We start from the raw sequence: 26,147 nt of genomic DNA on the forward strand, positions 1-26,147 counted from the left end.
TATCATGACAACTGTGTATATTTCAGGGCACAGAAATCCAGACACAGACTCCATTTGCTCAGCTATTGCATATGCTTATTTAAAAAGAATATCTGAAGGCATAAATGCCATACCTGTGAGATTAGGACCTATAAACCGTGAGACAAAATTTGTCCTTGACTATTTTGGAGTAGAAGAACCTATCCTTATTGAAAATGTGTATACACAAGTTCAAGACATTAAATTTGACAAACCCCTTGTGTTTAAAGAAAATACCCCCATGTTTGAGGCATGGAATACCATGATGGAAAAAAATATAAGGACAATAACCGTTGTAGATGAAGAAAATAAACTTATAGGAATTGCAACAATGGGAGATTTAGCAAAAGCATACTTTTCTTCCTCTCATTCCTCTCACGAATTGTCAAAATACAAAATCCCTATAGAAAATATATTGACTACTTTAAAAGGAGAAGTAATACTAAAATACGTAGATTACCTTTATGGCAATGTATTAGTATCTGCAATGTCTAAGGAAAATGTATTAAGCAGAATAAAAGAAGGGGATATTTTAATTGTAGGAGACAGAGAAGACATACAACTGGCCGCAATACAAAAAGGTATCAAAGCTCTCATAATTACAGGTAACAACAGCCTTCAAGATGAAGTTTTAAAACTGGCTGAACAACACAAAGTAACGATTATAAAAGTTATGCCGGATACTTTTGATACAGTAAAACTCTTAAACCAAAGTATACCATTGTCCTATATAATAAAAAAAGATGATTTGGTAATTTTTAGAACTAGCGATTACATCGATGATGTAAAAGAAGTAATGCTGAAATACAGGTACCGCAATTTCCCTGTAGTTAACGAAGAAGGAAAAGTGGTAGGACTTTTGGCAAGACGACATATTTTAGATTATGAGAGAAAAAACGTCATAATGGTTGACCACAATGAATTTTCACAAGCGGTAGAAGGGATACAACAAGCTAGAATACTCGAAATAATCGATCATCACAGGATTGGAACTATACAAACCGACCAGCCAATATTATTCAGAAGCCATCCAATAGGGGCTACAGCAACAATCATAAACAGAATCTTTGAAGAAAGAGGTTTAATACCAGAACCAAAAATAGCTGGAATAATGTGTGCTGCCATTTTATCAGATACTCTTGTATTTAAATCTCCAACTTGTACTCCAGAAGACGTAAGGGCAGCCAAAAAGCTTGCAGAAATCGCTGATATAGACATTAACCAATTTGGAAATGAAATGTTTAAAGCTGGTACTTCCCTCGAAGGAAAAAGCGTTGAAGAAATATTTTATACAGATTTTAAAGAGTTCACAATCAACAATTACAAAATCGGCATAGGGCAGGTAAACACTTTGACAGATCCAGGAGAATTAAAACAAGACCTTATAAGCTTTATGGAAAAAGTAAAAAAAGATAAAGGCTATGATATTTTATTGCTTATGTTAACAGATATAATAAATGAGGGGTCTGAAATACTTTTTGTAGGAAACAACAAAGAACTGGTACAAAGAGCTTTCAACGTTGAAATAAAAAACAACAGCTTCTATTTGCCGTATGTCATCTCCAGAAAAAAACAAGTTCTACCGCCAATTGTTAAGGCGATAAACAGCCATTAAGTTTATTGCCTTAATTTTTTCTATAATATCACCAAAATTTTTAAAAGGAATGTGTGGAATGCCATTTTCTCTGCAATATTTCTCTAAAACATCTTTTGCAAAAACCTCATCTGCGTGCTTTGCAACACAAAGGTCTGAATATCCATCCCCTATATAGACTACATAATATCCCCTACTTTTGTATCTCTTCAATACTTCCAGCTTACACATTCCACATTTATTGCAATCCCTGCTCTTGTAAGGGAAATCCACTTTTATTTTTCCATCCTCAAACCAAAGTTTGTTACTGTAAAATTTTACATTAAATCTGTATTTCTCCATAATAGCTTTTATATTAAAGTCATATCCATCGCTCACTATTACAACTTCATAACCTTTTGTACTACAAAACTCCAAAAACTCCATAAAATAATCATCTATCTCAATAGTGTAAAGCAAATCCAAAAGTCTTTTCTCATCCATTTCCATAAGCTTTAAAGTCTCAATAGCGCATTCTTCTGTAGACATCTCGCCTTTTTCCCACAATTCCTCATAATACTGCCATCCATCTTTCGCAAACTTTTTCACCATCAAATCAACAGTATCTACTTTGGTAACAGTACCGTCAAAATCTATCAAAAAAACCTTCTTCAATTTCTTTCCCCCCTCACCATTTATTTTATATCCAAACGCCTTCGTTTATATAAAAACAACCCAAACTTATTATAACATCTAAATTTTTTAAAATCGAATAGACAAAACAAAATAAGCCGCAATACGCGACTTATTTAAACATCCTACTTATAAATCCTCCAGATTTTCCTATAAAACCAACTTTGTCGCTGTAATTTAGATTTATCACTTCACCATCAATTGACACTTGTCCGTCATCAAGGTTTAGTTTATTGATGTGCAATCCTTGCCCTTTTATTGTCAAAACTCCTAAATCAGTCTCCAATATTACCGTTTCATCATCGAAACTTACAACATTGGTTACACCTGATACACTGATTTTTTCTCTATTTTCAATTGTAAGGTTGTGAGGCTTTCCTCCTCTTGCAAAACCTTTTTTATCCTCCATCTTGAACCTCCTCTCTCTTTCAATAACTATTATTATCTATGAATCTTGTACTTTTTTTAGAACAAAAAAATCCTCCTTCCGGAGGATTTTAATCCCAAATTTTTACTATATTTATACCTTTAAAATAATAGTTTAGTATATCTTTTGCCTTTTTCCCCTCTTTAGCCATCTGATATGCTCCCCATTGAGACATTCCTACACCATGCCCAAACCCTCTTCCTTTTATCACCAATTTACTTCCATCGTAAGAAACTTCATCTATCATAGTGGACTTTAGCCTTTCACTTCCAATTGCCATTCTAAAATCGGGAGCATTTACAGGCGTTTTGTCAAAAAGAAAGTTTACAGTTCTTCCTGAAGCCCCTTTTGTGCCTATTTTCACAGTTTTAAAATCGTTTATACCCAGCCCCATTTTCTTAAATGCATTAATCACTTCACTTTTGGTAAAAATAGCTGTCCAATGCTTTACATTAGCTGGTGCACTAGGACTTTCATTTGACTTTACACTCACAATATAAGGAGGTTCGGTCTCTTTGAAATTAAGGCCTTCTTTAGCCAAAGCAGTTTGTCCTGCTGCATGAGAGTGAAACCAAGCATTTATAAATTTTCCGTTATAGACAGCAACTACTCCTCGGGTATCTTTTACGGCTTCTTTTATTTTAGAATTTATATTTGAAGGGTTCCAGGCCTGAGCCTCCTCAAAATCTGTTGATATGTCGGCTCCAGGATATTTTGACTTTTTAGTACTTACAAAATTTAAAACATATGTCCTAGCTAAAATTGCCTGGGCTTTTAAAGCCTCAATTGGCCAATAATTTTTTATCTCTCCCGCCACTGTACCTTCAACATATTTCTCCAAAGGCATATTTTCAATTTTGCCTGTTTGCACAACATAAACTTTAAGAACAGGTTCTTTGTTTTCACCCACATTTATTTTTGCGGGTATTTTAGGTAGTTCCATTCGTGGCTTCCTAATAGGTTCTGGTTTCTTTGTAGGCGGCTTGCAAGCAGTCATAGCAAATAACAAAGCTACTAACACCGCAATTAATTTCAGTTTGTTCCTATACAATTAAAATCCCTCCTATACTTTTGTTTATAGTATTTGAGGGATTTTCACAAATCATTCATTCTTCTATCAATTTATACATTTTGTAAGTCTCGTCTTTTAAAGCATGTTCTTTTACATCTAAAACCTCTACTTTGACAATTTTATTTCCAAAGTTTATCTCTATTATATCATGTTCTTTTACTTCGTTACTAGCTTTTGCTTGCTTGCCATTTATAAAAACTAATCCCTTGTCACAGGCCTCTTTTGCAATCGTACGCCTTTTGATAAGCCTTGAAACTTTCAAAAACTTGTCGACTCTCATACTTCTTACCTCCAGACAAAAGTAAGAAAATCAGGTCATAAAGACCTGATTTTCTTAAGAATTTACTAAATCCTTTAACGCTTTTCCTGCTTTGAAAATAGGAGCTTTTGAAGCAGGAATAGTTATTTCTTCTCTTGTCTGAGGATTCCTACCTTTTCTTTCAGCTCTTTCTCTTACTTCAAATGTGCCAAACCCTACTAATTGAACTTTGTCACCATTCTTCAATGCTTCTTCTACTGCTTCAATGAAAGCATTTAATGCCTTTTCAGCGTCCTTTTTTGTTAACTCACTTTTTTCTGCAATTTTCGCAACAAGATCTGCCTTATTCACAACAATACCTCCTTAGTTAATATGGCTTTACTCTTATTTATTCTTCACAAAATCGAAAAATCCTGCTAATTTACGCTTATTTTTCATTTTTTTTATTAAAATTATTCATCTTTGCTTCATTCCACAGCTTATCCATATCACTTAAAGTCATTTCATCCAATTTTTGTCCATTCTTTGCCGCAGTTTTTTCAATGTATTCAAATCGCTTTATAAATTTTTCCACTGTGTTGTGAGTTGCGCTTTCTGGTTCTACATCTAAAAATCTAGCTACATTTACCACTGCAAAAATTAAATCTCCAACTTCCTCAATAATCTTTTCTTTATCTTTCCCTTTATACACCTCCTTTAATTCTTCTAATTCCTCATAGACTTTAGAAAGTGCATCCTCAACCCTCTCCCAATCAAAACCCACCTTTGCAGCTTTTTCTTGTACCTTATAACTTCGCATAAGAGCTGGTATATACCTTGGAATGTCTTTTAAAGCATCAGTAGAAGAATTTATACCTTTTTCTTGTCTTTTTATTTCATCCCATTTTTTTAACACTGCATTAGAGGTTTTAATTTCCTCTGTACCAAAAACATGAGGATGCCTCCAAATCATTTTTTTGCATATGCCATCTACCACATCTTCAAAATTGAATGTTCCCCTTTCCGTTGCAATTTGTGAATGGAAAACAACCTGTAAAAGCACATCTCCCAATTCTTCTACCATCTTTTCCTCAGATTCTTTTTCAATTGCATCAACTAACTCATAACTCTCTTCCACCAAATATTTTTCAAGGCTTTGATGGGTCTGCTCCTTATCCCATGGACATCCCTTTTCACTTCTTAAAATTCTCATTATCTCTAAAAGGTCATATATGTCATACTTTTCTTGAAAGAGTGTTTGTACAGGTGGTATGTATAAAGAAGTAAGATAATCAATACAATCGAGCCTGTCAATCATATAAAGGGGTATTGTCTCTATTACTTGTTTCCCTGGAATTCCCGCATTTTTTATAACAGTCACAGGATAACTGTCTCCATACACTTCTGCCAGTTTTAACTTCACTTCTGAAGCTATAAATCTATCATACACCTGCACAACAATATTGCCACATCTCTTATCAGGCTTTTGAACATCCAAAGACAAACCATCAATTATTTTGAGACCATATATAGGGTCAATTTTCAATTCGCCTATAATGGTATCAATAAAAGAAATAGCTGGTATAACCTCTATTGATATATCGACACAATCTCTACAGAAGTTTAATATGTATTCTACCGATTTTTCTGCAACATAGGGATGACCAGGAACAGCATATACCACCATTCGATATTTTTTTGCTATATCCATTATTTCCCGAGCAATATTTTCATAAACTTCTTCAAAAGTGGTACTTTTTTCGTATATTTTGTCAAAAGTGTCAAAAACAATTCCCCGCTCCTTAAGATAAGAAACAACCGGATGTTTTTCTGTCCGCAAAAAAACTTTATCAGCATTTTTCATTTTCTCTATCGTCCCCAGTGTAATAGAATCTGCCGAGCCCGGTCCTAATCCTACTATAAATAGTTTATTCACAACAACCACCTCAAAAGCTAAAATGTACAAATAATATTATATCACTTATTTGGATTTTTATATAATTAAATTTATCCTTTGCACAAGTGTTGAAAAATCTGTCAAATTAAATTATAATATATTTTAGCACGCACGTTAAGGGGTGGTAGTACATGGATATGGTTGAATTAGGTAGAAGGATTAGAGAAGAAAGAAAAAGGCAATTCTTAAAACAAGGCGATTTATCAGGAGATGAATTTTCCAAAGGCTATATAAGCCTTATAGAAAAAGGTAAAATAAGTCCATCTTTAAAAGCTTTAAACTTCATTGCACAAAAATTAAATAAGCCGGTAGTGTACTTTTTAGATGAAGACTATGTAGAAAAAGAAGAATTAAAAAAAGAACTTTCCAAATACAAAAATATACTCGAAAAATTTTTAAATGCACAAAGGGCATTTGACAGCAAAAATTATGAAGAAACTATCAAATTATACCTCGATATTTTAAAAAATGCAATAGATGAATATTCATCAAATTTGATAAATTTTTATCTGGCTAAATCCTATTTTGTTATTAAAGATTACCCAAAAGTTCTTGAAATTTTAGACAAAATATCCTCTTATTTTGAGAAAAATTCCTTCAACGAAATTATGGTAGAAATTTACTACATGAAAGGCCTGTCTTTGGGTAACTTGCAAAAATTTCAATCTTCTTTAGAAAATTATTTAAAAGCTTTAGATGGCTTTGAAAAATATTCTTTAAAAAATACTGAATTGAAGTCTCGCATACTTTTTAGCATAGCAAATTTATACAGCAAAATAGGAGAATTTATCAAGGCAAGAGATTATTATATAAAATGTCTCGAGTACTCTACACAAATTAAAGCGGTAGATTTTATTGCTCTTTCTAATAATGGCCTTGGACTTGTAAACTATGAGCTTAAACAATATAATGATGCTTTAAAACACATAAGGCGTGCTATTTTGATAAGCAAAACATTAAACTTAAAAGAAGATATTGCTAATGAATACAATTATTTGGGTTTTGTATACACAGATTTAAAAAAATACGATATCGCAGAAAAATATTTCTTTAAAAGCTATTCCTTATACAAAGATTTGGGCATGAAAGTGGGAATGGCATATAATCTAACAGAAATAGGAAAAATTTATTATTTTAGGGAAGACTACGAAAAAGCCCTTGAATATTTAAACGAATCATTAGAAATTGTAAAAGAGATAAACGAAGAAGAAGAGATGGGAAGGATTTATACAATTCTGGGCAATTTACATTTAAAACAAGGTCAATTCGAATTAAGCGAAAAAGAACTTTTAAAATCTGTGGAAATACTCAAATACCTTGGCCTTAAGAAAGACTTGTCCGAAGCATATAAAGGATTGGGAAATTTGTATATTGCCCTCAATAATACTGAAGAAGCCAAAAAATATTTTAATCAATCGATAGAACTATTATATGAGAATTTAGCATGAGGGGAAATAGTAATGAATATAGCAGAAAAATTAGAATATTCGTTTCCTTCTCTCAAACACAGAAATTTCAGGCTCTTCTGGTTCGGACAGATGATTTCCCTTATAGGCACGTGGATGCAAAACATAGGCCAGGGTTGGTTAGTCCTTGAACTAACAAATTCTTCTTTCTTATTAGGTCTGGTAAGTGCTGTTCAGTTTTTGCCTGTGTTGCTTTTTTCTTTGTTTGCAGGAGTTGTAATAGATAGATTTCCAAAGAGAAAATTGATTTTATTTACCCAGACAAGTTTTGCAATTTCTTCATTCATTTTAGCCACTTTGACTGCCTTAAAAGTCATAACATATTGGGAAATATTAGCTTTAGCTTTATTTAACGGCTTTTTAAACACAATAGACATGCCAGCAAGACAATCCTTCATAATTGACTTAGTAGGAAAAAAAGATTTGATGAACGCTATTGCTCTAAACTCAGCAGTGTTTAACGCAGCAAGGATAATAGGCCCAGGAATTGCAGGAATATTAATTGGCAAATTGGGATATGCCGTATGTTTTTATTTGAATTCTGCAAGCTTTATCGCTGTGATAATAGGACTCATATTAATTACAGTAGAAGGCATAACACCAAAAACTAATGACGCCAAAACAAAGATTTTTGAGGACTTAAGGGACGGATTAATATACATCAAAAATACCCCTGTCATACTCACCACAATACTCATGATTGCTATTTTGAGCACTTTCTCTATGAACTTCAATGTATTGGTACCTGTTTTTACAAAAAATATCCTCCACAGAGAAGCTACAGACTATGGTTTTTTAATGTCATCAATGGGAATAGGGGCACTGATTGGAGCATTGACACTGGCTTCAGTAAGTAAAAGAGGAGTAAAACCCGTGTATCTATTTGGTGGAGGCTTTGGACTTGGAATTTTTCAAATACTCATAGGCATACAGAGCAATTACCTTTTAACAGCTCTACTTTTAGCCTTATCCGGCTGGTTTATGATAACCTTCATCTCCTCTGCCAATACCACAATACAAATTAATGCAGCAGATGAATTCAGAGGTAGAGTGATGAGCGTATATTCTCTAGTTTTTGGTGGTGTTACTCCTATAGGCTCAATGTACTCTGGCACGTTATCGCAAAAATTTGGTTCTAATATAGCTTTTATAGTAAGTGGAATAATTGCTATTATATATACACTTTATGTTTTATTATTTCAATATAAAAAAGTTTATGGGACAAAGGTATAATGTCCCATTCTATTCTTCTTCATAAATCATTTTTGCCAGTGGAAACATTTCTATAGCTCTCGGCATTAAACCTTGAACATAAGCTATTAATACCCCATAGTTTACTATTGGAATGTTTTTGCTTTTTGCATATGAGATTCTATACATCATTTCTCTTCTGTTCAGCATACATGCTCCACAATGTACAATCAAGCTGTATTCTTCGAGATTGTCTGGAAAAGTTATGCCACTTGACCAGTCAAATTGTATGTCTCCTCCAACAATCTGGCGTATCCATCTAGGTATCTTTACTTTTCCTATATCATCAGACTGCCTGTGATGTGTACATCCTTCAGCAATGAGGACTTTATCACCAGGTTTTAATTTTTTTATTGCTTTTACACCCCTTACAAGTTCCTCCAAATCACCTTTATATCGTGCAAAAAGAATAGAAAAAGATGTAAGCGGTATATCTTTCGGCGTATCAGCACTAACTTTCAAAAAAGCCTGAGAATCTGTAATAACTAATGATGGCTTTTTCCCTAGATTTTGAAGTGTTTCTTTTAACTCATGCTCTTTTGTAACAATAGCCATCGCATCATTGTCAAGAATATCTCTTATTGTTTGTTGCTGCGGAAGTATAAGTCTTCCTTTTGGAGCAGCTTTATCTATAGGAATAACAAGAACTACAAAGTCTCCCGGTTTTATTAGATCACCCACAATCGAAAGTTCCCTGTCGTCATATGGTGCTTTTTTTATTAACATCATTTTTAGGGTTTCAATTCCATGTTTTTTTAAGGCAGAAACTTCAATAAGTTCTAGTTTTAATTTTTCTTCCCATTTTCTCTTATCTTCCTCAGAATATTGTGACAAATCCTTTTTATTTATTACCCCTATAACTGGAATATTTTTATCTCTAATGATTTTCAAGACATTTTCTTCGAACTCTGAAAGCCCTATAGTGCCGTCTATGACAAGAATTGCAAGGTCTGTTCTGTTTAAAACTTCATAGGTTTTTTTTACTCTAAGTTCCCCTAACTCTCCCGTATCATCAAGTCCAGCAGTATCGATGATTACAACAGGTCCTATTGGAAGTATTTCCATTGCCTTCGACACAGGATCAGTAGTAGTACCTGCAACATCAGATACAAGAGCTACTTCCTGGTTTGTAAGAGCATTTATAAGGCTTGATTTACCTGCATTTCTCCTGCCAAAAATAGCTATGTGGAGTCTGGAAGAAATAGGTGTCGTGTTCATAATTATTTTTCTCCTTTCAATCTTCTTTTTCCTGGTATTCCCGGTTTTGTAATTTCATAAGGGTTAAATATTATATCAAGTTCCTCCTCTGTAAAGAGTCCCGCCTCTAACACAACTTCCCTTATCGTTTTCCCTTTTTCTTTAGCCATTTTTGCAATTTCCGTAGCCTTTTCATACCCAATGTAAGGAACTAGCGCAGTTGCATACGAATAACTTTTTTCAACAGTTTCTTTTAAGTAACCTTTATTCGCAGTTATTCCCTTAATGCATTTATCTATAAATATTCTTATAGCATTTCTTAATAGATCTATCTGCATAAAAAGATTATATGCAATCTGAGGCAATGTAAAATTAAGCTCAAACTCACCTGCTTGGGCACATAAAGTTATTGCATGGTCACATGCTATAACTTGAAACGCTGCCTGCTTTACAGCCTCAGGTATGACAGGATTCACCTTACCAGGCATAATCGATGAACCTGCCTGTACTTCTGGTATATTAATCTCCATGAGTCCACATTTAGGTCCCGACGACATAAGCCTTATATCATTCGAAATTTTTATAAGGTTAACGGCTGCCGCTTTTAAAAGCCCAGATACCTCAACAAAAACATCATTATTCTGGGTAGGGTCCATCATATATTCCGCCCTTGCAAGTCCAAGTCCCGTTATTTCTCTCAATATTTCTATAACTGAGAATATATATTTTAGCTCGGCATTTACACCTGTCCCAACAGCAGTACCGCCAATGTTGACCTGCCTCAATCTTTCTTCAACCTTATATATCCTCCATCTATCCCTCGCAACTGCTTGCGCATATGCACCGAATTCCTGTCCAAGCATAACAGGAAGAGCATCCTGTAACTCGGTTCGTCCCATTTTACATACATCAGAAAACTCTTCTTCTTTTTCTTGGAGCACACTTTGAAGCTCAGCTAAATCCTCACTCAAAGGCTTTAAAAGGCGTATTGCTGCAATTCTCACCGCTGTCGGGAAAACATCATTTGTAGACTGACTCAAGTTTACATGTTCCAGTGGGTGTATAATGGAATAGTCTCCACGGCTTCCTCCAAGTAATTCTGCTGCTCTATTTGCAATAACTTCATTTGCATTCATATTGGAGGATGTTCCTGCACCCCCTTGCAAAGCATCAACAATAAATTGATCATGGTATTTACCTGATATTATCTCATCACAAGCTAAAATTATTGCCTTTGCTCTTTTTTCATCAAGCAAGCCAGCTTTCATATTCGCAATTGCTGCGGCCTTTTTGACCATCGCAAGCGATATAATAAGTTCTCTATGGATTTTTTGTCCTGATATATGAAAATTTTCATAAGCTCTTAATGTATGTATGCCATAATAAGCATCAACTGGCACCTCTTTTTTCCCCAGCAAGTCATGCTCAATTCTATATTTCATAAAATTTGCCTCCACTATATATATAAATCATCAATATAATCAATAATACAAAACCGTCAGATTGTCAACAATTTATTGATATTTAATAGGCAAAGTTACAGTAAACACAGTACCTTTGTTTTCTTCGCTTTCAACGGTTATACTTCCACCATGTTCTTCAATTATTTTCTTTGCTATGGCAAGTCCCAATCCTGTACCACTGTATCTGCTGTTTTTACCTCTATAAAATTTATCAAAAATGTGTTTCATTTCACTCTCTGAAATGCCATGACCTTCATCTTCCACTTTTATTATTGCTCTCTCTTTCGCTTCAAGAACAACTTTTACAGTTTTACCACTCTCGCAAGCTTTTATACCATTATCAATAAGATTCACTAACACCTGTTTTAGCCTATTTTTATCTCCATAGACTACAAGATTATCGTTATTTTTTTCACATATTAAGTTGACACCATGATTTTCCGCAACAGGTTTTAACGCAACAACTGTTTCACGAATTAAACAATTTATATCCACATCATCAAAAGTCAGTTTAATCTTATTTAGCTCTATCTTGGAAAAATCCAAAAGCTCATCTACTAAGCGAGAAAGCCTATCCGCTTCTTCATCGATGATGTTCAAATACTCATATAATTCGCTATTTTCTCCCACCATATCCATGGCAGTTACTGCAAATCCTTTTATGGAAGTAAGCGGCGTCTTTAATTCATGAGAGATATTGCTTATAAACTCGTTTTTCATCTCTTCCAACTGCCCTAATTCTTCTGCCATTTTATTAAAAGAATCCGCCAATACCCCTATTTCGTCATTTGAAATCTTTTGAGCCCTGACTTTAAAATTACCTTTTGCCATCTCCTGAGTCGCCTTTTTCACCATGTTAAGAGGCTTTGTAAGTCTGTTTGCTATAAAAAAACCTATCACCAATGCAACTAAAGAAGAGGCCGTTATTACTACCCCAAAAAATAACACTAACTTTTTTATTACATTGTAAACTTCCTCTAAAGAAGAAGAAAGCCTCAATACTGCTATATAATTTATTTTATTTTTTATAGGCACTGACACGTGGAGAACTTTTTCATTGTGGAGATTTTCTATATAGACTCCATTTTCTCCTGAAATAGCTTGTATCACATCTGGAGTGAGTATCTTTACGGGAATAGGAGTAGAAGAGATAGAAGAGTCTCCCAAAAGCATACCTTCTGTATTTAAAACCTGTACTTGTGCATTGGTATCTGCTGCAAGCTTTTTAACCACATCTTGGCCTATCGCGTATATATCTGCATCAATGTAACTATCAAATACACGAGAAAAGGAATTGCCCTGTGAAGTAAGTATTTCAATTATGTTGTTTATATAATATTTTTCAAGGGTTAAAGTAGATATAACTCCAAAAAAGTTATTATCATTGCGACCAATAAAATGTAAGAAATTGTAAGTTTAAATCTTATACTCATTTAATTTCCTCCAAAATAATACCCAATTCCCCATTGAGTATGTATGTATTTTGGTTGGTCGGGGTTAGTTTCAATTTTTTCTCTCAGCCTTCTAATGTGAACGTCCAGTGTTTTTGTATCCCCTATAAAGGACTCTCCCCATATAAAACCAATAAGTTCTTCTCTTCTTACCACTCTGTCTCTATTTGTCATCAATATCTTTAAAAGTTGAAATTCTCTTGGAGTTAGAGACACCTCTTTTCCCTTCACAAAGACTTTATTTTGGCTTAAATCCAATTTTACCTCTCCAAATTCTATACTACCAGCATTTTGCATAATCGGATTAAACTCATAAACTCTCCTTATAATCGCTTTTACTCTTGCCACAAGTTCTCTTGGGTTAAAAGGCTTGGTGACATAATCATCTGCTCCTAACTCTAAACCTAAGATTTTATCCACATCCTGGCTTTTAGCCGTGAGTACAATAACAGGAGTATTTATCTTCATCGCTTTTATCTCCCTTAAAACTTCAAAACCGCTTATATCAGGAAGCATTATATCCAGTATTATAACAGAAAATTTTTCACTTCCAATTAAATCAAGAGCTCTCTTCCCTTCATGCACTATTTCTGTATCATAATATTTATCTAAATTTATTTTTATAAACTTAGCTATATTGACATCGTCTTCAACCACCAATATTTTGTGCATCCTATACACCTCCCCACCATTATATTATCATACTTTCATAAAAATTAACAAATGCATTTTTTCACTTTTCCGATATTGTTATTTACTAAAAAATTTCTTTTCCCTCTTGAAATCCAAAAAATTTTAATGTATTATAAATATAAAGGATAATATATTTCCATTAAGATGTATTATCCAATGCAAATTAATTCTAATTGCATGGCTTTACATAATTTAAAGGAGGAATTGACAATGGCTGACTTATATGGCGTTTATAAATGCGAAAAATGCGGAAATATTGTAGAAGTGCTTCATGCTGGTCAAGGGACATTGGTATGCTGTGGTGAACCAATGGTTAAAATGCAAGAAAAAACAGGAGATACAGGTACAGAAAAGCACATACCAGTTATTGAAAGAAATGGCAATATTGTAACCGTAAAAGTGGGAAGTGTTCCTCACCCAATGGAGGAAAAGCATTGGATTGAATGGATTTCTCTTTTAGCTGATGGCGTATACATGAGAAAAGTATTAAAACCAGGTGAAAAACCTGAAGCAGTTTTTGTAACAGATGCTAAAGAGTTAAAAGCGTGGTCCTACTGCAATTTGCACGGACTGTGGAAGTCTGAGTAAAAAATAAGGGCGTAAAAGCCCTTATTTTTTACTATCTAGCTTATACTTTTCTTGACTTTGTCAGTTTGAAACCCAAAAGGCTTGGGAATACAGGTATTGACAAAAAATGGGCGTGAAATTTGTCACTACATTACTTTCTCATGCTAATTAATTCCATGCCTTCCTCATATGTAATGAAATTTTTTGGTGCTTTTATTTTCATCACCTTCAATATGTCTTCAGCTTCCTCTTCCATCTTTTGTTTGATTAAATATTTCTTCCCATTTATCTCTATCTCCACAAAATTCATTGAACCTATCGCTTCTTTTATTCTATCACTGCTTAATTCTTTCCCCTTAGACCTCAAGCTGTATTCTAAAGTTCTTTCCAGTAAAAATGCTAAATAGCACACAACAAAATACCCTCTTATCCTTTTTTCCGTCCAGTGAAATATTGGTCTTACCTCCAGACAACTTTTCATTACTCTGAAAGACTGCTCTATCTTCCATAAATCATGATATGCATTCAAAACTTCTGTCACACTCATTTCTTTCTTGCTGGTCTGAATTGCATAAAAACCGTCAAATTTCTCATCTCTCTTTATTGCTTCTTCATCCAGTACATATTCTTCTGATTCGGAAATGCGTCTTAAATATTTCCTTCCGCCTCTCTTTTCTGCTGCCCTTACATTGCCGGGCTTTTCTAAAAGTTCTTTTGCTTTTTCTACTAGCCTTTGCCTGTCTTCTTTATCTTTTTTGGCCCTCTTGCTTGAATAGGTTATTATTAGATTCTCAGGTATCTTGAATATTTCCCCTTCTCCTGTTTTGATAATATTCTCTCTTTCTATGACCTTGAATCTAAACTCTTCACCAAATATTTCTCTGTCAAATCTCCACTTTTTCTCCTCAAGAACTTGATACCCTTCTTCATCAAATACTCTATCTAAAATCTCTTTACTCATGTTTTTCAGTCTACTTGCCACAATGTAGTCGTATCCCGCTTCTTTTATCAGCTTTAAATTAAGTTTACTGTTAAGACCTTTGTCTGCAACTATTATTACTTGGTCTATGCAGAATTTCTCTTTCAGTTTCCACAAAATTTCTATCATGTTCTTGCTGTCAACAGTGTCTCCTGGAAACAGTTCATATCCAACTGGTCTTCCTTCTTTATCTACAAGCATGCCCATTACCACTTGTACCTCATTTACCTTGTTATCCTTGCTAAATCCAAAATCCCTTAAATCATCTTGCTTAATACTTTCAAAGTAAAATGTTGTCACATCATAAAAAACAACATCAACTACCATGCTAAATAAATCTCTATTCTTGTGATAAAGATATAGCTCTAAATCCTCTTTTATCTGGGCCAGAATATCTAATCCCCTGTACAGCTGATTTAAATCAATATCTTCTTCAAATCCAAAGTATCTGTTTTTGCGGTAGTACGTCTGAAGTTTGCTTACTGGCTGAATTAATCTTTGTACTGTCATCAAAAACGTTACTTTATCAATGTCAAACTTTATCCTGGAATTTTGAGAAATATACTGTTTGAGGAATTTATCTATTTCAAGCTCTTCCCAAAGTTTTCTATACACAATATATCCCCAGTTTTTAATAATCCCTTCTGAAACATCTTCTAGAAAAAGCTTGATGGAACCTGTTTCTTCACTGGAGCTTAAAAATATTTTCTGCAATTTATCTACAAGATTAATGAAAGAGGGGTCATTTTTGAGTTCATCAATTCTACCGAGATTAAGCAAGACTTTTTGCTTTATTTTACCATTTTCGCGATAATTATGAACAATTTTGGCATACTCATAGCCACCAGCTTTAGTTATTTTGAGAAACATATGGCATCACCTTTATGTTAGTTTATTACATTATACTACAAAAAGTGAATATAGTCAAGTATTATGGCAATAATTAGGAGTAAAATTGTCCCTACAGTTTTGAAAAATTTTTTAACCCTAAAAACAAAAAACCCTTGAAAATCAAGGGTCTGATATTTTTTACCAGCCTAAAAATGGCCTCCAACTGACAAAGTCGAGAAAAAAAAATTTTAATTATAGTTTTCTTTTTAATAGATGTATGTTGTAATATGATAAAAACTAAAGAAAATTATCAAAAAATTTTTAAAAGTTTTCATTTACATTTATGCCTAAATATACTAAAATAAAGACAAATATGAAAATATAATAATCTATAGAAGGGAGAAGTTGCTCATAAAAAAATCATATCAATTATTTCACTTTTTTTGTTTATTTTTATATTTAGCTTACCTAATATTGCATTTTCACAGGTGGGTGATAATAAACTAATAAGTGTTTCTGAAATTATTGTAAATAAAAATGATGCAAAAAAGATCGCAGAAAACCATATCATTAGAGAGAAGTATAGTGCTGAATTTAAAGATTGGATTAATGGTAAAGTAGACAACGGGACAGAATTAGTTGATTTTAATAATAATTTAATTGCTTATATTTTTAATGTATATGACAAAACTGGGCCATTAGGTTACGTTATAGTAAGTGCCAATAAAAATATGCCGCCAATTTTAGAATATTCTAGAGCTAATTCACCATATAGCATTGGCTTATCTAAGATAAAGCAAAATCTCCAGAAAAATGAAACATTAAAAAAACATCTTATGTATATTTTTTCCCTAACACATACATGATAAGATTTACTGTAGATAAAAATAATTACATGCAAGCGGAGGAATTGGTTGATGTTAGAAATTATAAAAAATTTGCTAATAAAGACATAAATCAAGGTACAATAAATTTCTCAGATATTAATAATGTAAAAACATGGGATAAATTATTTGATTTTAATCCAATGAGTAGTGGAACAATAACTACAAAAAAGATAAGTGGCGTTGCAGATTTAACATGGTATAAAGGCTGTGCTCCTACATAAGCAGCTAACTTGATTTATTATTGGGATTCGCATGGATATCCTAACCTTGTTACTACTGAAACTTCTAATCAGGTAATAGAAAAATTGGCAACGTATATGGGAACAGATAGTAGTGGAAGTACAAATGTTTTTAACATTATACCTGGTACTATTCAATATATAAAATCAAAAGGATATACAAATTTCGATGGTTATAATTTAAATCCGCCTACATATTATGATATAAGAAATGAAATAGATAATTCAAGACCTCTATTATTATCGGTAATAGGACATCCAACTTATAAAAATCACACAATGACATGTGTTGGATATGAATACACAACAGAACTAGGGCAGATAACAGAAAAATATGTAATAGTACATGATACATGGAGTAGTACTCCTGCAGATGTATATATTACATTTGATGGGACGTTTAAATATGCGGATATATTTATTCCATGAAGAAGGTGGTATTATGATATCAAAAAAATGGATAATTTCTATAATTTCTATGCTACTTATTTTAGTGCTTACAGGATGTTCAAATCCAAATAAACAAGAAGATGTGGTGGGTGGGATATCAGATAAAGAAGCTTTGAAAGTGGCTCGAGAAAAAGTAGGAATTACTGAAGTAAAATCAAAAGAGCTTAAAGCTTTAGAAGTTGATCTCAATAAATTTTTTGGTGACCCGAAACTTGCGGACAAATCTCCTTGCCCTGTTTACTGGATAATAAAAGGTGTTGATAAAGAAGGAAAATCTTTGACTGTCTATGTAAATTATAAAAACTCCAGCATCTATTATGTAAAAAATGAATAGACAGTAGTTAATTAGCAAAACTATTGGTATCATTTGCACGCATAATGAAAAAATATAATTTAATATTGGAAATTTAAATCGTAATATTGGATAAAAATAACTTATTACCTATTACCTATAAAACATAAATAATTACTAAAACTATACAGACAAAGGGGGCGGCTCTATAGCAGTTATAAACAACATTTCCACTGTATTTGAATGATTTCTTCACTACCTCTTTTATTTGTTTCTTCGTTAGTTTAATGCTATTGAGAAACTAAAAAAGATAAATCCAATGATATAACCACAGATAAAATAAAAATAATTTGTAAAAGGAAGGAGGATAAATCTATAGTTAAAACAAATATTAGCAACGTTTTTACCCCCTTCGTTTATTGCTATCCATATTCTATCTCTATAATCTTGGTTCCTTCGATGTTGCTGTAACTCCATACCTTCTTCTAATAACTTCCCAAAAGTTTCTATTACTTCATTAGTAAAATTTATTGCATTTTGCAGTATAATATCTTCAAAGCTAATTTTTTTCACAAGAGACACCCCTTTCTGTGATTTTGTTGTTTCCACCATTTATTTTATTACAGGGGTTGTCTTTTGTTTTTCTTATATCCTAAAAATCCTACGATAATTTTACACGGACAAAAAATTCCATTCTCCCTTGACTTAAAAGATTAAGTGTATTACAATACACATTAGGAGGTGTATGTGATGAGAACAAATATAGTCATAGATGAAAATCTCATCAAAGAAGCGTTAAAAATCTCAGGATTAAAAACTAAAAAAGAAGTTGTCAACTTAGCTTTAAAAGAATTTGTAGAAAACCGCAAAAAGAAAAACCTTATGGAGATAAAAGGAAAAATACAGTTTGATGAAAATTATGATTACAAAAAAATGAGGGAAGGCAAATGATTTTGGTAGATACATCTGTTTTAATATCTTTTCTAAAAGGCATAGAAAATGAACAAGTAAAAAAACTTGAAGAAATAATACAGAATAATATACCCTTTGGAATAAATAATTTTATTTATCAGGAACTATTACAAGGAACAAAAACTGAAAATGAATTTAATTCAATTAAAGAATATTTAGGTACACAAAAATTCTATAACCTAAAATATGGTATCAAATCTTATGAAAACGCTGCGAAATTGTATTTCAAGTGTAAGAAAAAAGGAATCACCATTCGCAGCACTATAGATTTACTCATAGCACAAACAGCCATTGAAAATAATTTATACCTGTTACATGATGATAAAGATTTTTCTTTAATTGCACAAGTTGATGAAAGGCTAAAAGAGTACTAATAAACAGACAAGGGGACGGTTCTTCCGTCCGGTCTAACATTATTCCTTCCAATCTAAGACTGAAGAAAGAACAATAGGAATGATTTTTTCCTCTTATTACTACTAATAATATCAATTATCACAACATCTGAATGCTCTGTGCCATACATCCCAGCCAATAAATATTTCCCATCTGATGAAGGTTTATACGGTAAAAGACCGGCAGCCTTTCCTTTAATATATTTCAGCTATTATTCAATTGTCATTTATCTTTTCTACTAACAATACTAATTTCCTGATATTGCCATAAGAGTATGCAGGATTGACTTCACATGAATCTGTTAAAGGGTTTTTGCAATCTATGACTTAAATACATATAAACTGCCTTATTCTAGCATATAAAAATGAAATTCACTCAGAAAGCAATATAAATTGTGGTACCGTCTTATCACTTTTTTCGCGAACCCATGTCATTATATCCCCATAAATTACAGGACCATTTATTATTGGTATATTGATAATTTGGGTTCTGGCGGTTTTAATATTATATAATTTTATATTACGATTGGTATTATACCATGTAACATATTCTCTGTTTAACGAAACAGCCCATACTTCTCCGCTATATGTTGGAATTTCAATTTTCTTTTTACTCTTGATATTATAAAGCATGACTTTTTTATTACCTTCTACCCATGCAACATTATCTCCCCAAATATTTGATGAAGTACCTCTATCAGATAATTTTAAAATCCGATTTTCTGCAATACTGTATAAATACACTCCACCAATCTCTTTTTGCCTATCTATTCTTGATTCACTCCAGACAATATAATTTTCAAAAATGTGGGGGTCACTAAAATGATAATTATCTTTCCCTTTTAAAGTTTGTATTATTTTTTGTTTGTTCTCTTTTAAATCATATAAAAATACCGAACTCGACTTATTTTCCCCATCTGATTCATAAGTAGACCATACAAGTCGATTACCATTGAGAGATAACCGCGGTTCAACACTAAATTTGCTGCCTGAAATTTTTCCTTCTACAAATTTACTCTCAGCAATTATTTTCACATCTCCAGTTTTTAAATCTTTAACGTATATCCTCCAATCGTCTCCCCACATCCCCTGATTATCTGATGCTTCAACCCATCCTATACATTTGCCATCTGTAACAGCACTGCCTATATTTTTACTGTAATCTACAGGTTTTACTACAATCTCAGTTTCTGTACTTTTAATATCATAAAACCCTAAACTTATTTTATTGTTTTCATCGTATATCGCAAGCAGTACCTTCTTTTTATAAGGGTCAAAACCAACGGGAAATTGTTTTTCTTTAAGTGAAACAACTTTGTTTATGTCTATCTCTTCATTTACTTTGGTATTTGTCTTTATGCCACAAGAAGAAAATGCAATGGAAATGATTAATAACCATAAAACTATAAGAACTTTTTTCAATGTTTTTCATCTCCTTTCAATACTATCTTCCTCTTTTATTCCATTATAACTTTTTAAATATTAAAATTTATTAAAAAATTATTAAGTTTTAGTTACAAATTGGTTACAGATAAAGTGGGAAGCAGAGTATAATCTTTTTGATATAAATGGCAAAATAGAAAAAGATAAAGCCTATCCCAGATTAATAAAATTCTCTCCTGTCAGCCCCGATACTGCATATATAAATATCAAATCCAGTAAATTTGAAGTAAAATTGCCTGTAAAATAACACTTAAATAGGGGGCCGGTTCTTTTTAAGAATGGCTCCCTCTATATTTTAAAACTCTCTATTTTCATAAAACCTAACAGAAAGTAAATATGAAATTGTAAGTAAAATAAAGGCAAAAACAATTATAAAAAACATCTTTACAACATCTGATTGACTCATTATAAATGAACTGATATTTTGTAACCAACTGGATCCTGCAAGTTTCCCTACCAGTTTTTCAACATATGATATACTTAAAAAGAAAAATACGAAGAAAAAAATGTAAAAAACTCTTGAAATATTATGACCAAATTTAAACATTAGCGGTAAATATAAACTATTCAAAAAGCCCACAAGCAAAAAACCATAAGCTATGGAATTAAAAGTAATGGGATATACAATGACTGGTACCCCTATTAGTTTTATCAATACTTCAAATAGTAAATAAAATACTATTCCAATTGCTGAATAGACAAATATAGAAATATATTTAGATAGTACAATTTCGTATCTTTTTAAAGGCAGACTATTTAATAAGATATCAGCTTTATTTGTCTCATCGGCTGAACTTGATAACACCATACCCATATATACTACACCTACTATTATTGCTCCGGCTGCAAGGTCTTTCGCACCTTCTGGCACACCCAGTATTGTCATCAAAGTAATAAAGGCAGCACCAAATAAAAGAATCTTTTTGCTCACAAGTATATCCTTTAGAATTAAACTAAACATTTAAACTCCTCCTTTGTAAAATATAGCATAACATCCTCCAAAGTAGGTTTTTCAATGATTACATAATCTTTTAAAAGCTTTTTTATTTGCATTTTATCCTTCACTAATCCTTCAAATCCGAATTTATTTTCCTTAATTCCTACAAAATATTTTTTAATATTCTCATCCAAAACATCTTTGCTTCCTTTGACAATTCCATAATTCTCTATAATTTCATCTTTTGTGGTGCTAAATATTATTTCACCTTTATTAATCAGGGTAATGTAATCGGCAATTTTATCCAAATCAGAGGTTATATGAGTTGAAAAGAAAATACTTTTGTTTTCATCCTGTATTAAAGAAGAAAAAATATCCAGAAGTTCACTTCTTATCAAAGGATCCAGCCCTGAAGTCGGCTCATCCATAATGAGAAGTTCAGCCCCATGGGACAACGCTATGGCAAGGGCAAATTTTATTTTCATCCCTCTGGATAAACTCTTTATCTTTCTTTTAGCAGGCAAATCAAATTCTTTTAAATACTTCATAAAAACTTCCTCATCCCAGTTTTTATATAGGGGTGCTATAACTCTTTTCATTTCAGAAATAGTTAAGTCCCCATAAAAATAACTTTCTTCATATACAAAGCCAATTTTCTCTTTTATTTCCTTTTCATATTTTATATTATCTAACCCAAAAACTTTAATTTCCCCTCCATCTCTTTTTAGCAAATTCATAATAAGCTTAATAGTCGTACTTTTCCCTGCCCCATTAGGTCCAATGAAACCCATAATAAACCCTCTTGGCAGTGAAAAACTGACATCTTTTAATGTAAACCCTCTAAAATTCTTCCTTAAATTCTTAACCTCCAAAATTGGCTCCACCTTTTAGACCTCCTCGTATAATTAATTTTAAAGACAATAAATTTGTCTCACTTCTTAAAAATTTAATAAAGTGCATTTATAACTGGAAATCTTTAATATTCTCATCTTGTCTAAAATCTTATCTATTGCCATGAATCCGTAATATTGCGCAATATGCAGGATTCATGGCGCGTCCGTCTCATCTTTTTTCGGCCTTATTATTTACTTTTGAGATAACTTGTAGCATTATTATACTGTAAAGTTAATGTGGGACAGGCTTTCGTCCTCCATGCGGCTTGACCGCTCTTTTAAGTGTGGTCCCTACACCAGATTTGCCTTTTCTTACGCGAAATCTGCTTTGTTATATATAAGCCCCTGGCAGCAGAGGATTCAGGCTTATATATTAAGAGCTAATTGCGAGGTTGCTAAATAATCTGGTTGCTAGGGTTATCTCAAATTAACTTTTACTTACTTTATCACTTTTGAAAGGAGGTGTAACGATCTTGAATAAGCTTTTTGTTGGTATGGATGTAAGCCTGAATGATGTCAAGGTTCATATTCTCGACCAGGAGGGTAATGATGCTTCCTCCCGTTTTTCTGTAGAAAATAACCCTCATGGTTGTGATGTTATAGTATCACGTATCTTGGAGTGTTGTAATAAATACAATATCCAAAAGGTCTTTATTGGTTTGGAATCTACTTCAGTCTATGGCTGGCACCTCCAGTATTATTTGGCTGATCATTCTGCTCTTAAGCCTTATCAACCTTCTATTACTACTTTTAATGCAAATATCATTAATGCTTTTAAAAAGTCTCTCGGCAATTTACCTAAAAATGACTGGATTGATGCCTTTGCTATTGCTGAAAAACTGAGATTCGGTAGACTCCCTAAATCTTGTTCTGTAGATTTTAGATATCTTGCTCTCCAGAGGCTTACTCGCCATCGCTTTCACATTGTTAATAGTATTGTTAGAGAAAAAAATTATTTACTCAGCAATTTGTTCCTTAAGTTTAGCGGTTTGTGCCAAAATAAAGTCTTTAGTAATAATTTTGGAGCAACTGCTACTGAAATATTTAATGAGTTTTTCACCCTTGATGATATTGCGGCTCGACCGCTTGATGAACTTGCCGGCTTTTTGGTTAGTAAAGATTGCTTTGATGATCCTGAAGCTACAGCTAAATTGCTTCAAGAGGCTGTTCGCAAGTCTTATAGAATTAATGCTACTGTAGATGATTCTTTAAACTTTGTTATCAAGTCTTGCTTTGACAATCTACAGTCCCTTGAAAAGCAGAAGAAAGCTGTAGAAAAAGCCATTATTAATGAGGTAAAAGGATTTAACAATGAATTTCTTTGTCTTACATCAGTAAAAGGTATTGGCCCAACCATCGCAGCCGGCTTAATATCTGAGATAGGCGGAATTTCAAGGTTTGATAATGATAATGCCCTTGCAAAGTTTTCCGGCCTTTATTGGTCAGAGTACCAGTCTGCTGATTTTAAAGCGGAGGACACATATCTCAAGCGTACTGGTAATGAGTATCTCAGATATTATTTTATTCAAGCAGCTTTAAGCTCAGGAAGTATTTACCTGAGTTCTCACAATACTATGCCCGCAAATTTAAAGAAAGCAAAACTCACAAGCATAAACGTGCTCTTGTATTGACTGCACGTAAAACTGTAAGGTTAGTCTTCGCTCTGCTGCGCGAAGAAAAACTTTATAAATCCCCAATAATGAAAGGAGATGATTGTATAAGTTAACATATTACCCCATAACCATATTTTACATTAATTTTCATTAGCTTATTGCGTGATGGTTAGCTTTGCTATACCCTTTTTTAGGTTATTTTATTAAATTTTTTTTGAATTTTTTTATCACCCTCTTGACATATTACCGAAATACTTATTTCTCTTGTTTTAGTCTTTGCAGAACCCTTAATCCCTCTTATCTTGTCTTTTATTTAAGACAAGTAAAAATATGGCAAATAAAAATAATAAAATATCGAAGTATATAACTATATCCTCCCTTACCCCAATAGCTTTTGATATGCGATCAGATAATGAAGCTGTAGTTGCAATAAGAGAACCAATTACAATAACTAATAAATTTAATTTTTTCATAAATATTCACCCCCAATCTATTTTATAATATAGGCTTGTGCATAATTTGAAAGCCTTCATTTAAGCCATTCCCAAGATGTACTTTTTTGCTATCACTCTTAAATTTTTTATCTTTTATGTAGAATTTCCACTCTTATTCGTCGAATTATTATATATACACCATAAAATACTTATAAGAAGGAAATCCCACATGTACCAGCTTCAATTACTCTTAAATATCCCTGAACTCTTTACTTCCCATTCTAAAATTGATTTCTATTCTTCAATGTTTAAAAACCTTGATCTCTCTCCCATACCTGAATTTCCTTCTTCCGGCTCCGGTCGTAAAAGTTACTTTCATCATTCAATGTTTAGATCTTTTATAGTTATACAGGTATAGTTATACAGGCTGAAAAATTTGGCGAAACTACTAACCTCATAGACCACCCCATAATAACCTTATTATTGCTTATTTCTGTGGCTTTGATATTTACACATACCTCATTCACCCATTCTGTAGCATTTTCTGGTGTATCAAAAGATTTAATTACCAATGTTTTGTTTGCAATATATTTTTCTATATCTTGAACCGAAGATATTTTTTCTTTATAAATAATTAATTCAACTTGAGGATCAAGCTTTTTTATTTTTTCAGCTAATACTTCGACTTTATATTTTCCTATATCTTCGTAGCAATAAAACAACTGTCTATTCAAATTACTCTCTTCTACTACATCAAAATCTACAACAGTTATTTTTTTAATTCCCATTGCCACAAAATTCCACAAAACATGTGTACCAATTGCGCCAGCACCCACCCCAAAATTGGGCATCAGAAGGAGCATCTACTAATTTAATTTCTTCCATTAACATGAATAATTCACCCCCTTCTTTTTTAGTACACCTGGGCAATTATATTTTCTAATTGGAAGTACTTCCAGTTTTTATATTAATTCTATCTTATATCATTTATCAAACTATAACTTTGTCCGTTTTTTTTTTTTTTTTTTAGAATATTATTTCCATATTTTATATGTTTTCCTCACACTTACTCTGTTTTTCTTGTATTTTCTTAATTTCTCATATTTTATATTTATAATTTTAAGCTTTTTCAAGACTTTCAGATGTTTATTAATTTTTCTTTCGTATTTTTTAGCATAAATTTTACTTTACTATATTTAATATATCTATCCTATCCCGAAAATAAAGCACTGCCGAAAAAGACAAAAAAAACAACAACCATATGAACCTATAGTATCATATTTTTAAAAAATTACTCTGTAGGTTTTATATGGTATTATATTAAATCGTGCGTAAACCTTATGCTGTATCCTCCACGGTGACTTTTAATCCTAATAATCAGCTTACTTCATCTTCGTTTTTTTAAATAATATGCTATGGAAAGGCATAAGAAAGCACCTTCCTTTCAAAGTTGTAGGCAAATGCACTAAATACAAAAAAGCTGACAACCCCTACGTCTTTACCGTAGAAGCCATCAGCTGTTTATCAGCAGTTCGGATTTTCCAAAAGGGGGCTTCATCCCTTTACCGAGGTTTGAAGATAAATAAAAAAAGATGTAGGGTTAGAAAACATATTTGAGGCTAGTATAACAATGAATATTCGAATGACATGGCAATATTACAAAGATGATATTCTTTTGCGTAATATTGGAGAACATGATAAAACGCTCAAAAACCCTTG

At 32.5% G+C, this 26,147-nt stretch carries 27 protein-coding genes, 1 pseudogene and 1 riboswitch; of the genes and pseudogenes, 11 read left to right on the forward strand and 17 right to left on the reverse strand.

Features of this window, described 5'->3' with window-relative positions; translation table 11 throughout:
• Positions 1-4: 4 nt before the first annotated feature.
• Complete coding sequence (locus TKV_RS10680) at positions 5-1,633, forward strand: putative manganese-dependent inorganic diphosphatase (RefSeq protein WP_049685912.1); 1,629 nt, start codon at positions 5-7, stop codon at positions 1,631-1,633.
• On the opposite strand, the gene TKV_RS10685 is transcribed toward TKV_RS10680, so the two are convergent.
• From TKV_RS10685 to yabN, 6 genes are all read right to left on the reverse strand, one after another.
• Positions 1,598-2,266 (reverse strand): MtnX-like HAD-IB family phosphatase, encoded by a 669-nt coding sequence (locus TKV_RS10685; protein WP_049685913.1) that lies wholly within the window; start codon positions 2,264-2,266, stop codon positions 1,598-1,600. The genes TKV_RS10680 and TKV_RS10685 overlap by 36 nt on opposite strands.
• A 130-nt stretch (positions 2,267-2,396) precedes the next feature.
• On the reverse strand, positions 2,397-2,693 hold the full coding sequence (gene yabP / locus TKV_RS10690) for a sporulation protein YabP (RefSeq protein ID WP_049685914.1): 297 nt from the start codon (positions 2,691-2,693) through the stop codon (positions 2,397-2,399).
• An 88-nt stretch (positions 2,694-2,781) separates the two neighbouring features.
• Positions 2,782-3,762 carry a SpoIID/LytB domain-containing protein gene (locus TKV_RS10695; protein ID WP_049685915.1) on the reverse strand — a complete coding sequence of 327 codons (981 nt, stop codon included), beginning with the start codon at positions 3,760-3,762 and terminating at the stop codon, positions 2,782-2,784.
• 55 nt (positions 3,763-3,817) lie between these two features.
• Positions 3,818-4,063, reverse strand: coding sequence for an RNA-binding S4 domain-containing protein (locus TKV_RS10700; RefSeq protein ID WP_049685916.1), 246 nt, complete (start codon positions 4,061-4,063; stop codon positions 3,818-3,820).
• Positions 4,064-4,117: 54 nt separating this feature from the next.
• Positions 4,118-4,393, reverse strand: coding sequence for an HU family DNA-binding protein (locus TKV_RS10705; RefSeq protein WP_003869740.1), 276 nt, complete (start codon positions 4,391-4,393; stop codon positions 4,118-4,120).
• A gap of 76 nt (positions 4,394-4,469) precedes the next feature.
• Positions 4,470-5,957 carry a bifunctional methyltransferase/pyrophosphohydrolase YabN gene (yabN, locus tag TKV_RS10710; RefSeq protein ID WP_049685917.1) on the reverse strand — a complete coding sequence of 496 codons (1,488 nt, stop codon included), beginning with the start codon at positions 5,955-5,957 and terminating at the stop codon, positions 4,470-4,472.
• A gap of 152 nt (positions 5,958-6,109) precedes the next feature.
• On the opposite strand from yabN, the gene TKV_RS10715 reads away from it, so the two are divergent.
• Positions 6,110-7,426, forward strand: coding sequence for a tetratricopeptide repeat protein (locus tag TKV_RS10715; RefSeq protein ID WP_049685918.1), 1,317 nt, complete (start codon positions 6,110-6,112; stop codon positions 7,424-7,426).
• A gap of 12 nt (positions 7,427-7,438) precedes the next feature.
• Positions 7,439-8,677 carry an MFS transporter gene (locus TKV_RS10720; RefSeq protein WP_049685919.1) on the forward strand — a complete coding sequence of 413 codons (1,239 nt, stop codon included), beginning with the start codon at positions 7,439-7,441 and terminating at the stop codon, positions 8,675-8,677.
• A gap of 9 nt (positions 8,678-8,686) precedes the next feature.
• Here the strand turns inward: TKV_RS10720 and hydF are convergent, their stop codons facing one another.
• The 4 genes from hydF to TKV_RS10740 form a co-directional block, all read right to left on the reverse strand.
• A complete protein-coding gene (gene hydF / locus TKV_RS10725; protein ID WP_049685920.1) occupies positions 8,687-9,913 on the reverse strand; it encodes a [FeFe] hydrogenase H-cluster maturation GTPase HydF in 1,227 nt (408 codons plus the stop codon).
• A gap of 2 nt (positions 9,914-9,915) precedes the next feature.
• Positions 9,916-11,334 (reverse strand): aspartate ammonia-lyase, encoded by a 1,419-nt coding sequence (locus TKV_RS10730; RefSeq protein ID WP_049685921.1) that lies wholly within the window; start codon positions 11,332-11,334, stop codon positions 9,916-9,918.
• 72 nt (positions 11,335-11,406) lie between these two features.
• Positions 11,407-12,588, reverse strand: a complete 1,182-nt coding sequence (locus TKV_RS10735; RefSeq protein WP_236617260.1) for a sensor histidine kinase — start codon at positions 12,586-12,588, stop codon at positions 11,407-11,409.
• A gap of 200 nt (positions 12,589-12,788) precedes the next feature.
• The gene (locus tag TKV_RS10740; RefSeq protein WP_049685922.1) at positions 12,789-13,478 is read right to left on the reverse strand and encodes a response regulator transcription factor; all 690 of its coding nucleotides are present in this window, start codon (positions 13,476-13,478) and stop codon (positions 12,789-12,791) included.
• A gap of 231 nt (positions 13,479-13,709) precedes the next feature.
• Between TKV_RS10740 and TKV_RS10745 the strand changes: the two genes are divergently transcribed.
• Positions 13,710-14,087 (forward strand): desulfoferrodoxin, encoded by a 378-nt coding sequence (locus TKV_RS10745; RefSeq protein WP_049685923.1) that lies wholly within the window; start codon positions 13,710-13,712, stop codon positions 14,085-14,087.
• 130 nt (positions 14,088-14,217) lie between these two features.
• On the opposite strand, the gene TKV_RS10750 is transcribed toward TKV_RS10745, so the two are convergent.
• Positions 14,218-15,915 carry an IS1634 family transposase gene (locus TKV_RS10750; protein WP_049685924.1) on the reverse strand — a complete coding sequence of 566 codons (1,698 nt, stop codon included), beginning with the start codon at positions 15,913-15,915 and terminating at the stop codon, positions 14,218-14,220.
• Positions 15,916-16,364: 449 nt separating this feature from the next.
• Here TKV_RS10750 and TKV_RS10755 point away from each other — a divergent pair, with 449 nt between their 5' ends.
• The 4 genes from TKV_RS10755 to TKV_RS10770 all read left to right on the forward strand — a co-directional run bounded on the left by TKV_RS10755 (position 16,365) and on the right by TKV_RS10770 (position 17,786).
• The gene (locus TKV_RS10755; protein WP_049685925.1) at positions 16,365-16,742 is read left to right on the forward strand and encodes a Spi family protease inhibitor; all 378 of its coding nucleotides are present in this window, start codon (positions 16,365-16,367) and stop codon (positions 16,740-16,742) included.
• A complete protein-coding gene (locus TKV_RS10760) occupies positions 16,739-16,984 on the forward strand; it encodes a hypothetical protein (protein WP_148307269.1) in 246 nt (81 codons plus the stop codon). The genes TKV_RS10755 and TKV_RS10760 overlap by 4 nt, the downstream gene beginning before the upstream one ends.
• Positions 16,985-17,068: 84 nt before the next feature.
• Positions 17,069-17,431, forward strand: a complete 363-nt coding sequence (locus TKV_RS10765) for a C39 family peptidase (protein WP_148307270.1) — start codon at positions 17,069-17,071, stop codon at positions 17,429-17,431.
• 13 nt (positions 17,432-17,444) lie between these two features.
• Positions 17,445-17,786 (forward strand): hypothetical protein, encoded by a 342-nt coding sequence (locus TKV_RS10770; protein ID WP_049685928.1) that lies wholly within the window; start codon positions 17,445-17,447, stop codon positions 17,784-17,786.
• Between the two features lie 237 nt (positions 17,787-18,023).
• Here the strand turns inward: TKV_RS10770 and TKV_RS14300 are convergent, their stop codons facing one another.
• Positions 18,024-18,356: a hypothetical protein gene (locus TKV_RS14300; protein WP_236617261.1), complete on the reverse strand. Its 333-nt coding sequence runs from the start codon at positions 18,354-18,356 to the stop codon at positions 18,024-18,026.
• A gap of 138 nt (positions 18,357-18,494) precedes the next feature.
• On the opposite strand from TKV_RS14300, the gene TKV_RS10780 reads away from it, so the two are divergent.
• Complete coding sequence (locus TKV_RS10780) at positions 18,495-18,695, forward strand: type II toxin-antitoxin system VapB family antitoxin (RefSeq protein WP_049685930.1); 201 nt, start codon at positions 18,495-18,497, stop codon at positions 18,693-18,695.
• Positions 18,692-19,090 carry a type II toxin-antitoxin system VapC family toxin gene (gene vapC, locus TKV_RS10785; RefSeq protein WP_049685931.1) on the forward strand — a complete coding sequence of 133 codons (399 nt, stop codon included), beginning with the start codon at positions 18,692-18,694 and terminating at the stop codon, positions 19,088-19,090. The genes TKV_RS10780 and vapC overlap by 4 nt, the downstream gene beginning before the upstream one ends.
• 390 nt (positions 19,091-19,480) lie before the next feature.
• On the opposite strand, the gene TKV_RS10790 is transcribed toward vapC, so the two are convergent.
• From TKV_RS10790 to TKV_RS10800, 3 genes are all read right to left on the reverse strand, one after another.
• Complete coding sequence (locus TKV_RS10790) at positions 19,481-20,530, reverse strand: hypothetical protein (RefSeq protein ID WP_049685932.1); 1,050 nt, start codon at positions 20,528-20,530, stop codon at positions 19,481-19,483.
• A 316-nt stretch (positions 20,531-20,846) separates the two neighbouring features.
• Positions 20,847-21,512: an ABC-2 transporter permease gene (locus TKV_RS10795; RefSeq protein WP_049685933.1), complete on the reverse strand. Its 666-nt coding sequence runs from the start codon at positions 21,510-21,512 to the stop codon at positions 20,847-20,849.
• Entirely contained in the window at positions 21,500-22,372 is an 873-nt protein-coding gene (locus TKV_RS10800) for an ABC transporter ATP-binding protein (protein ID WP_049685934.1), read from the reverse strand. Before TKV_RS10800 ends, TKV_RS10795 begins: the two co-directional genes overlap by 13 nt.
• A 503-nt stretch (positions 22,373-22,875) precedes the next feature.
• Between TKV_RS10800 and TKV_RS10805 the strand changes: the two are divergent.
• Positions 22,876-24,107: pseudogene (locus tag TKV_RS10805) on the forward strand (IS110 family RNA-guided transposase).
• Between the two features lie 174 nt (positions 24,108-24,281).
• On the opposite strand, the gene TKV_RS10810 reads toward TKV_RS10805, so the two are convergent.
• Both TKV_RS10810 and TKV_RS10815 read right to left on the reverse strand, forming a co-directional pair.
• Positions 24,282-24,467 (reverse strand): hypothetical protein, encoded by a 186-nt coding sequence (locus TKV_RS10810; RefSeq protein ID WP_049685935.1) that lies wholly within the window; start codon positions 24,465-24,467, stop codon positions 24,282-24,284.
• A gap of 365 nt (positions 24,468-24,832) precedes the next feature.
• The gene (locus TKV_RS10815; RefSeq protein ID WP_049685936.1) at positions 24,833-25,279 is read right to left on the reverse strand and encodes a HesA/MoeB/ThiF family protein; all 447 of its coding nucleotides are present in this window, start codon (positions 25,277-25,279) and stop codon (positions 24,833-24,835) included.
• A 646-nt stretch (positions 25,280-25,925) separates the two neighbouring features.
• Positions 25,926-25,999: riboswitch (Fluoride riboswitch) on the reverse strand.
• Positions 26,000-26,147 lie beyond the last annotated feature (148 nt).

It is taken from the genome of Thermoanaerobacter kivui (assembly GCF_000763575.1).
Taxonomy (GTDB): domain Bacteria; phylum Bacillota; class Thermoanaerobacteria; order Thermoanaerobacterales; family Thermoanaerobacteraceae; genus Thermoanaerobacter; species Thermoanaerobacter kivui.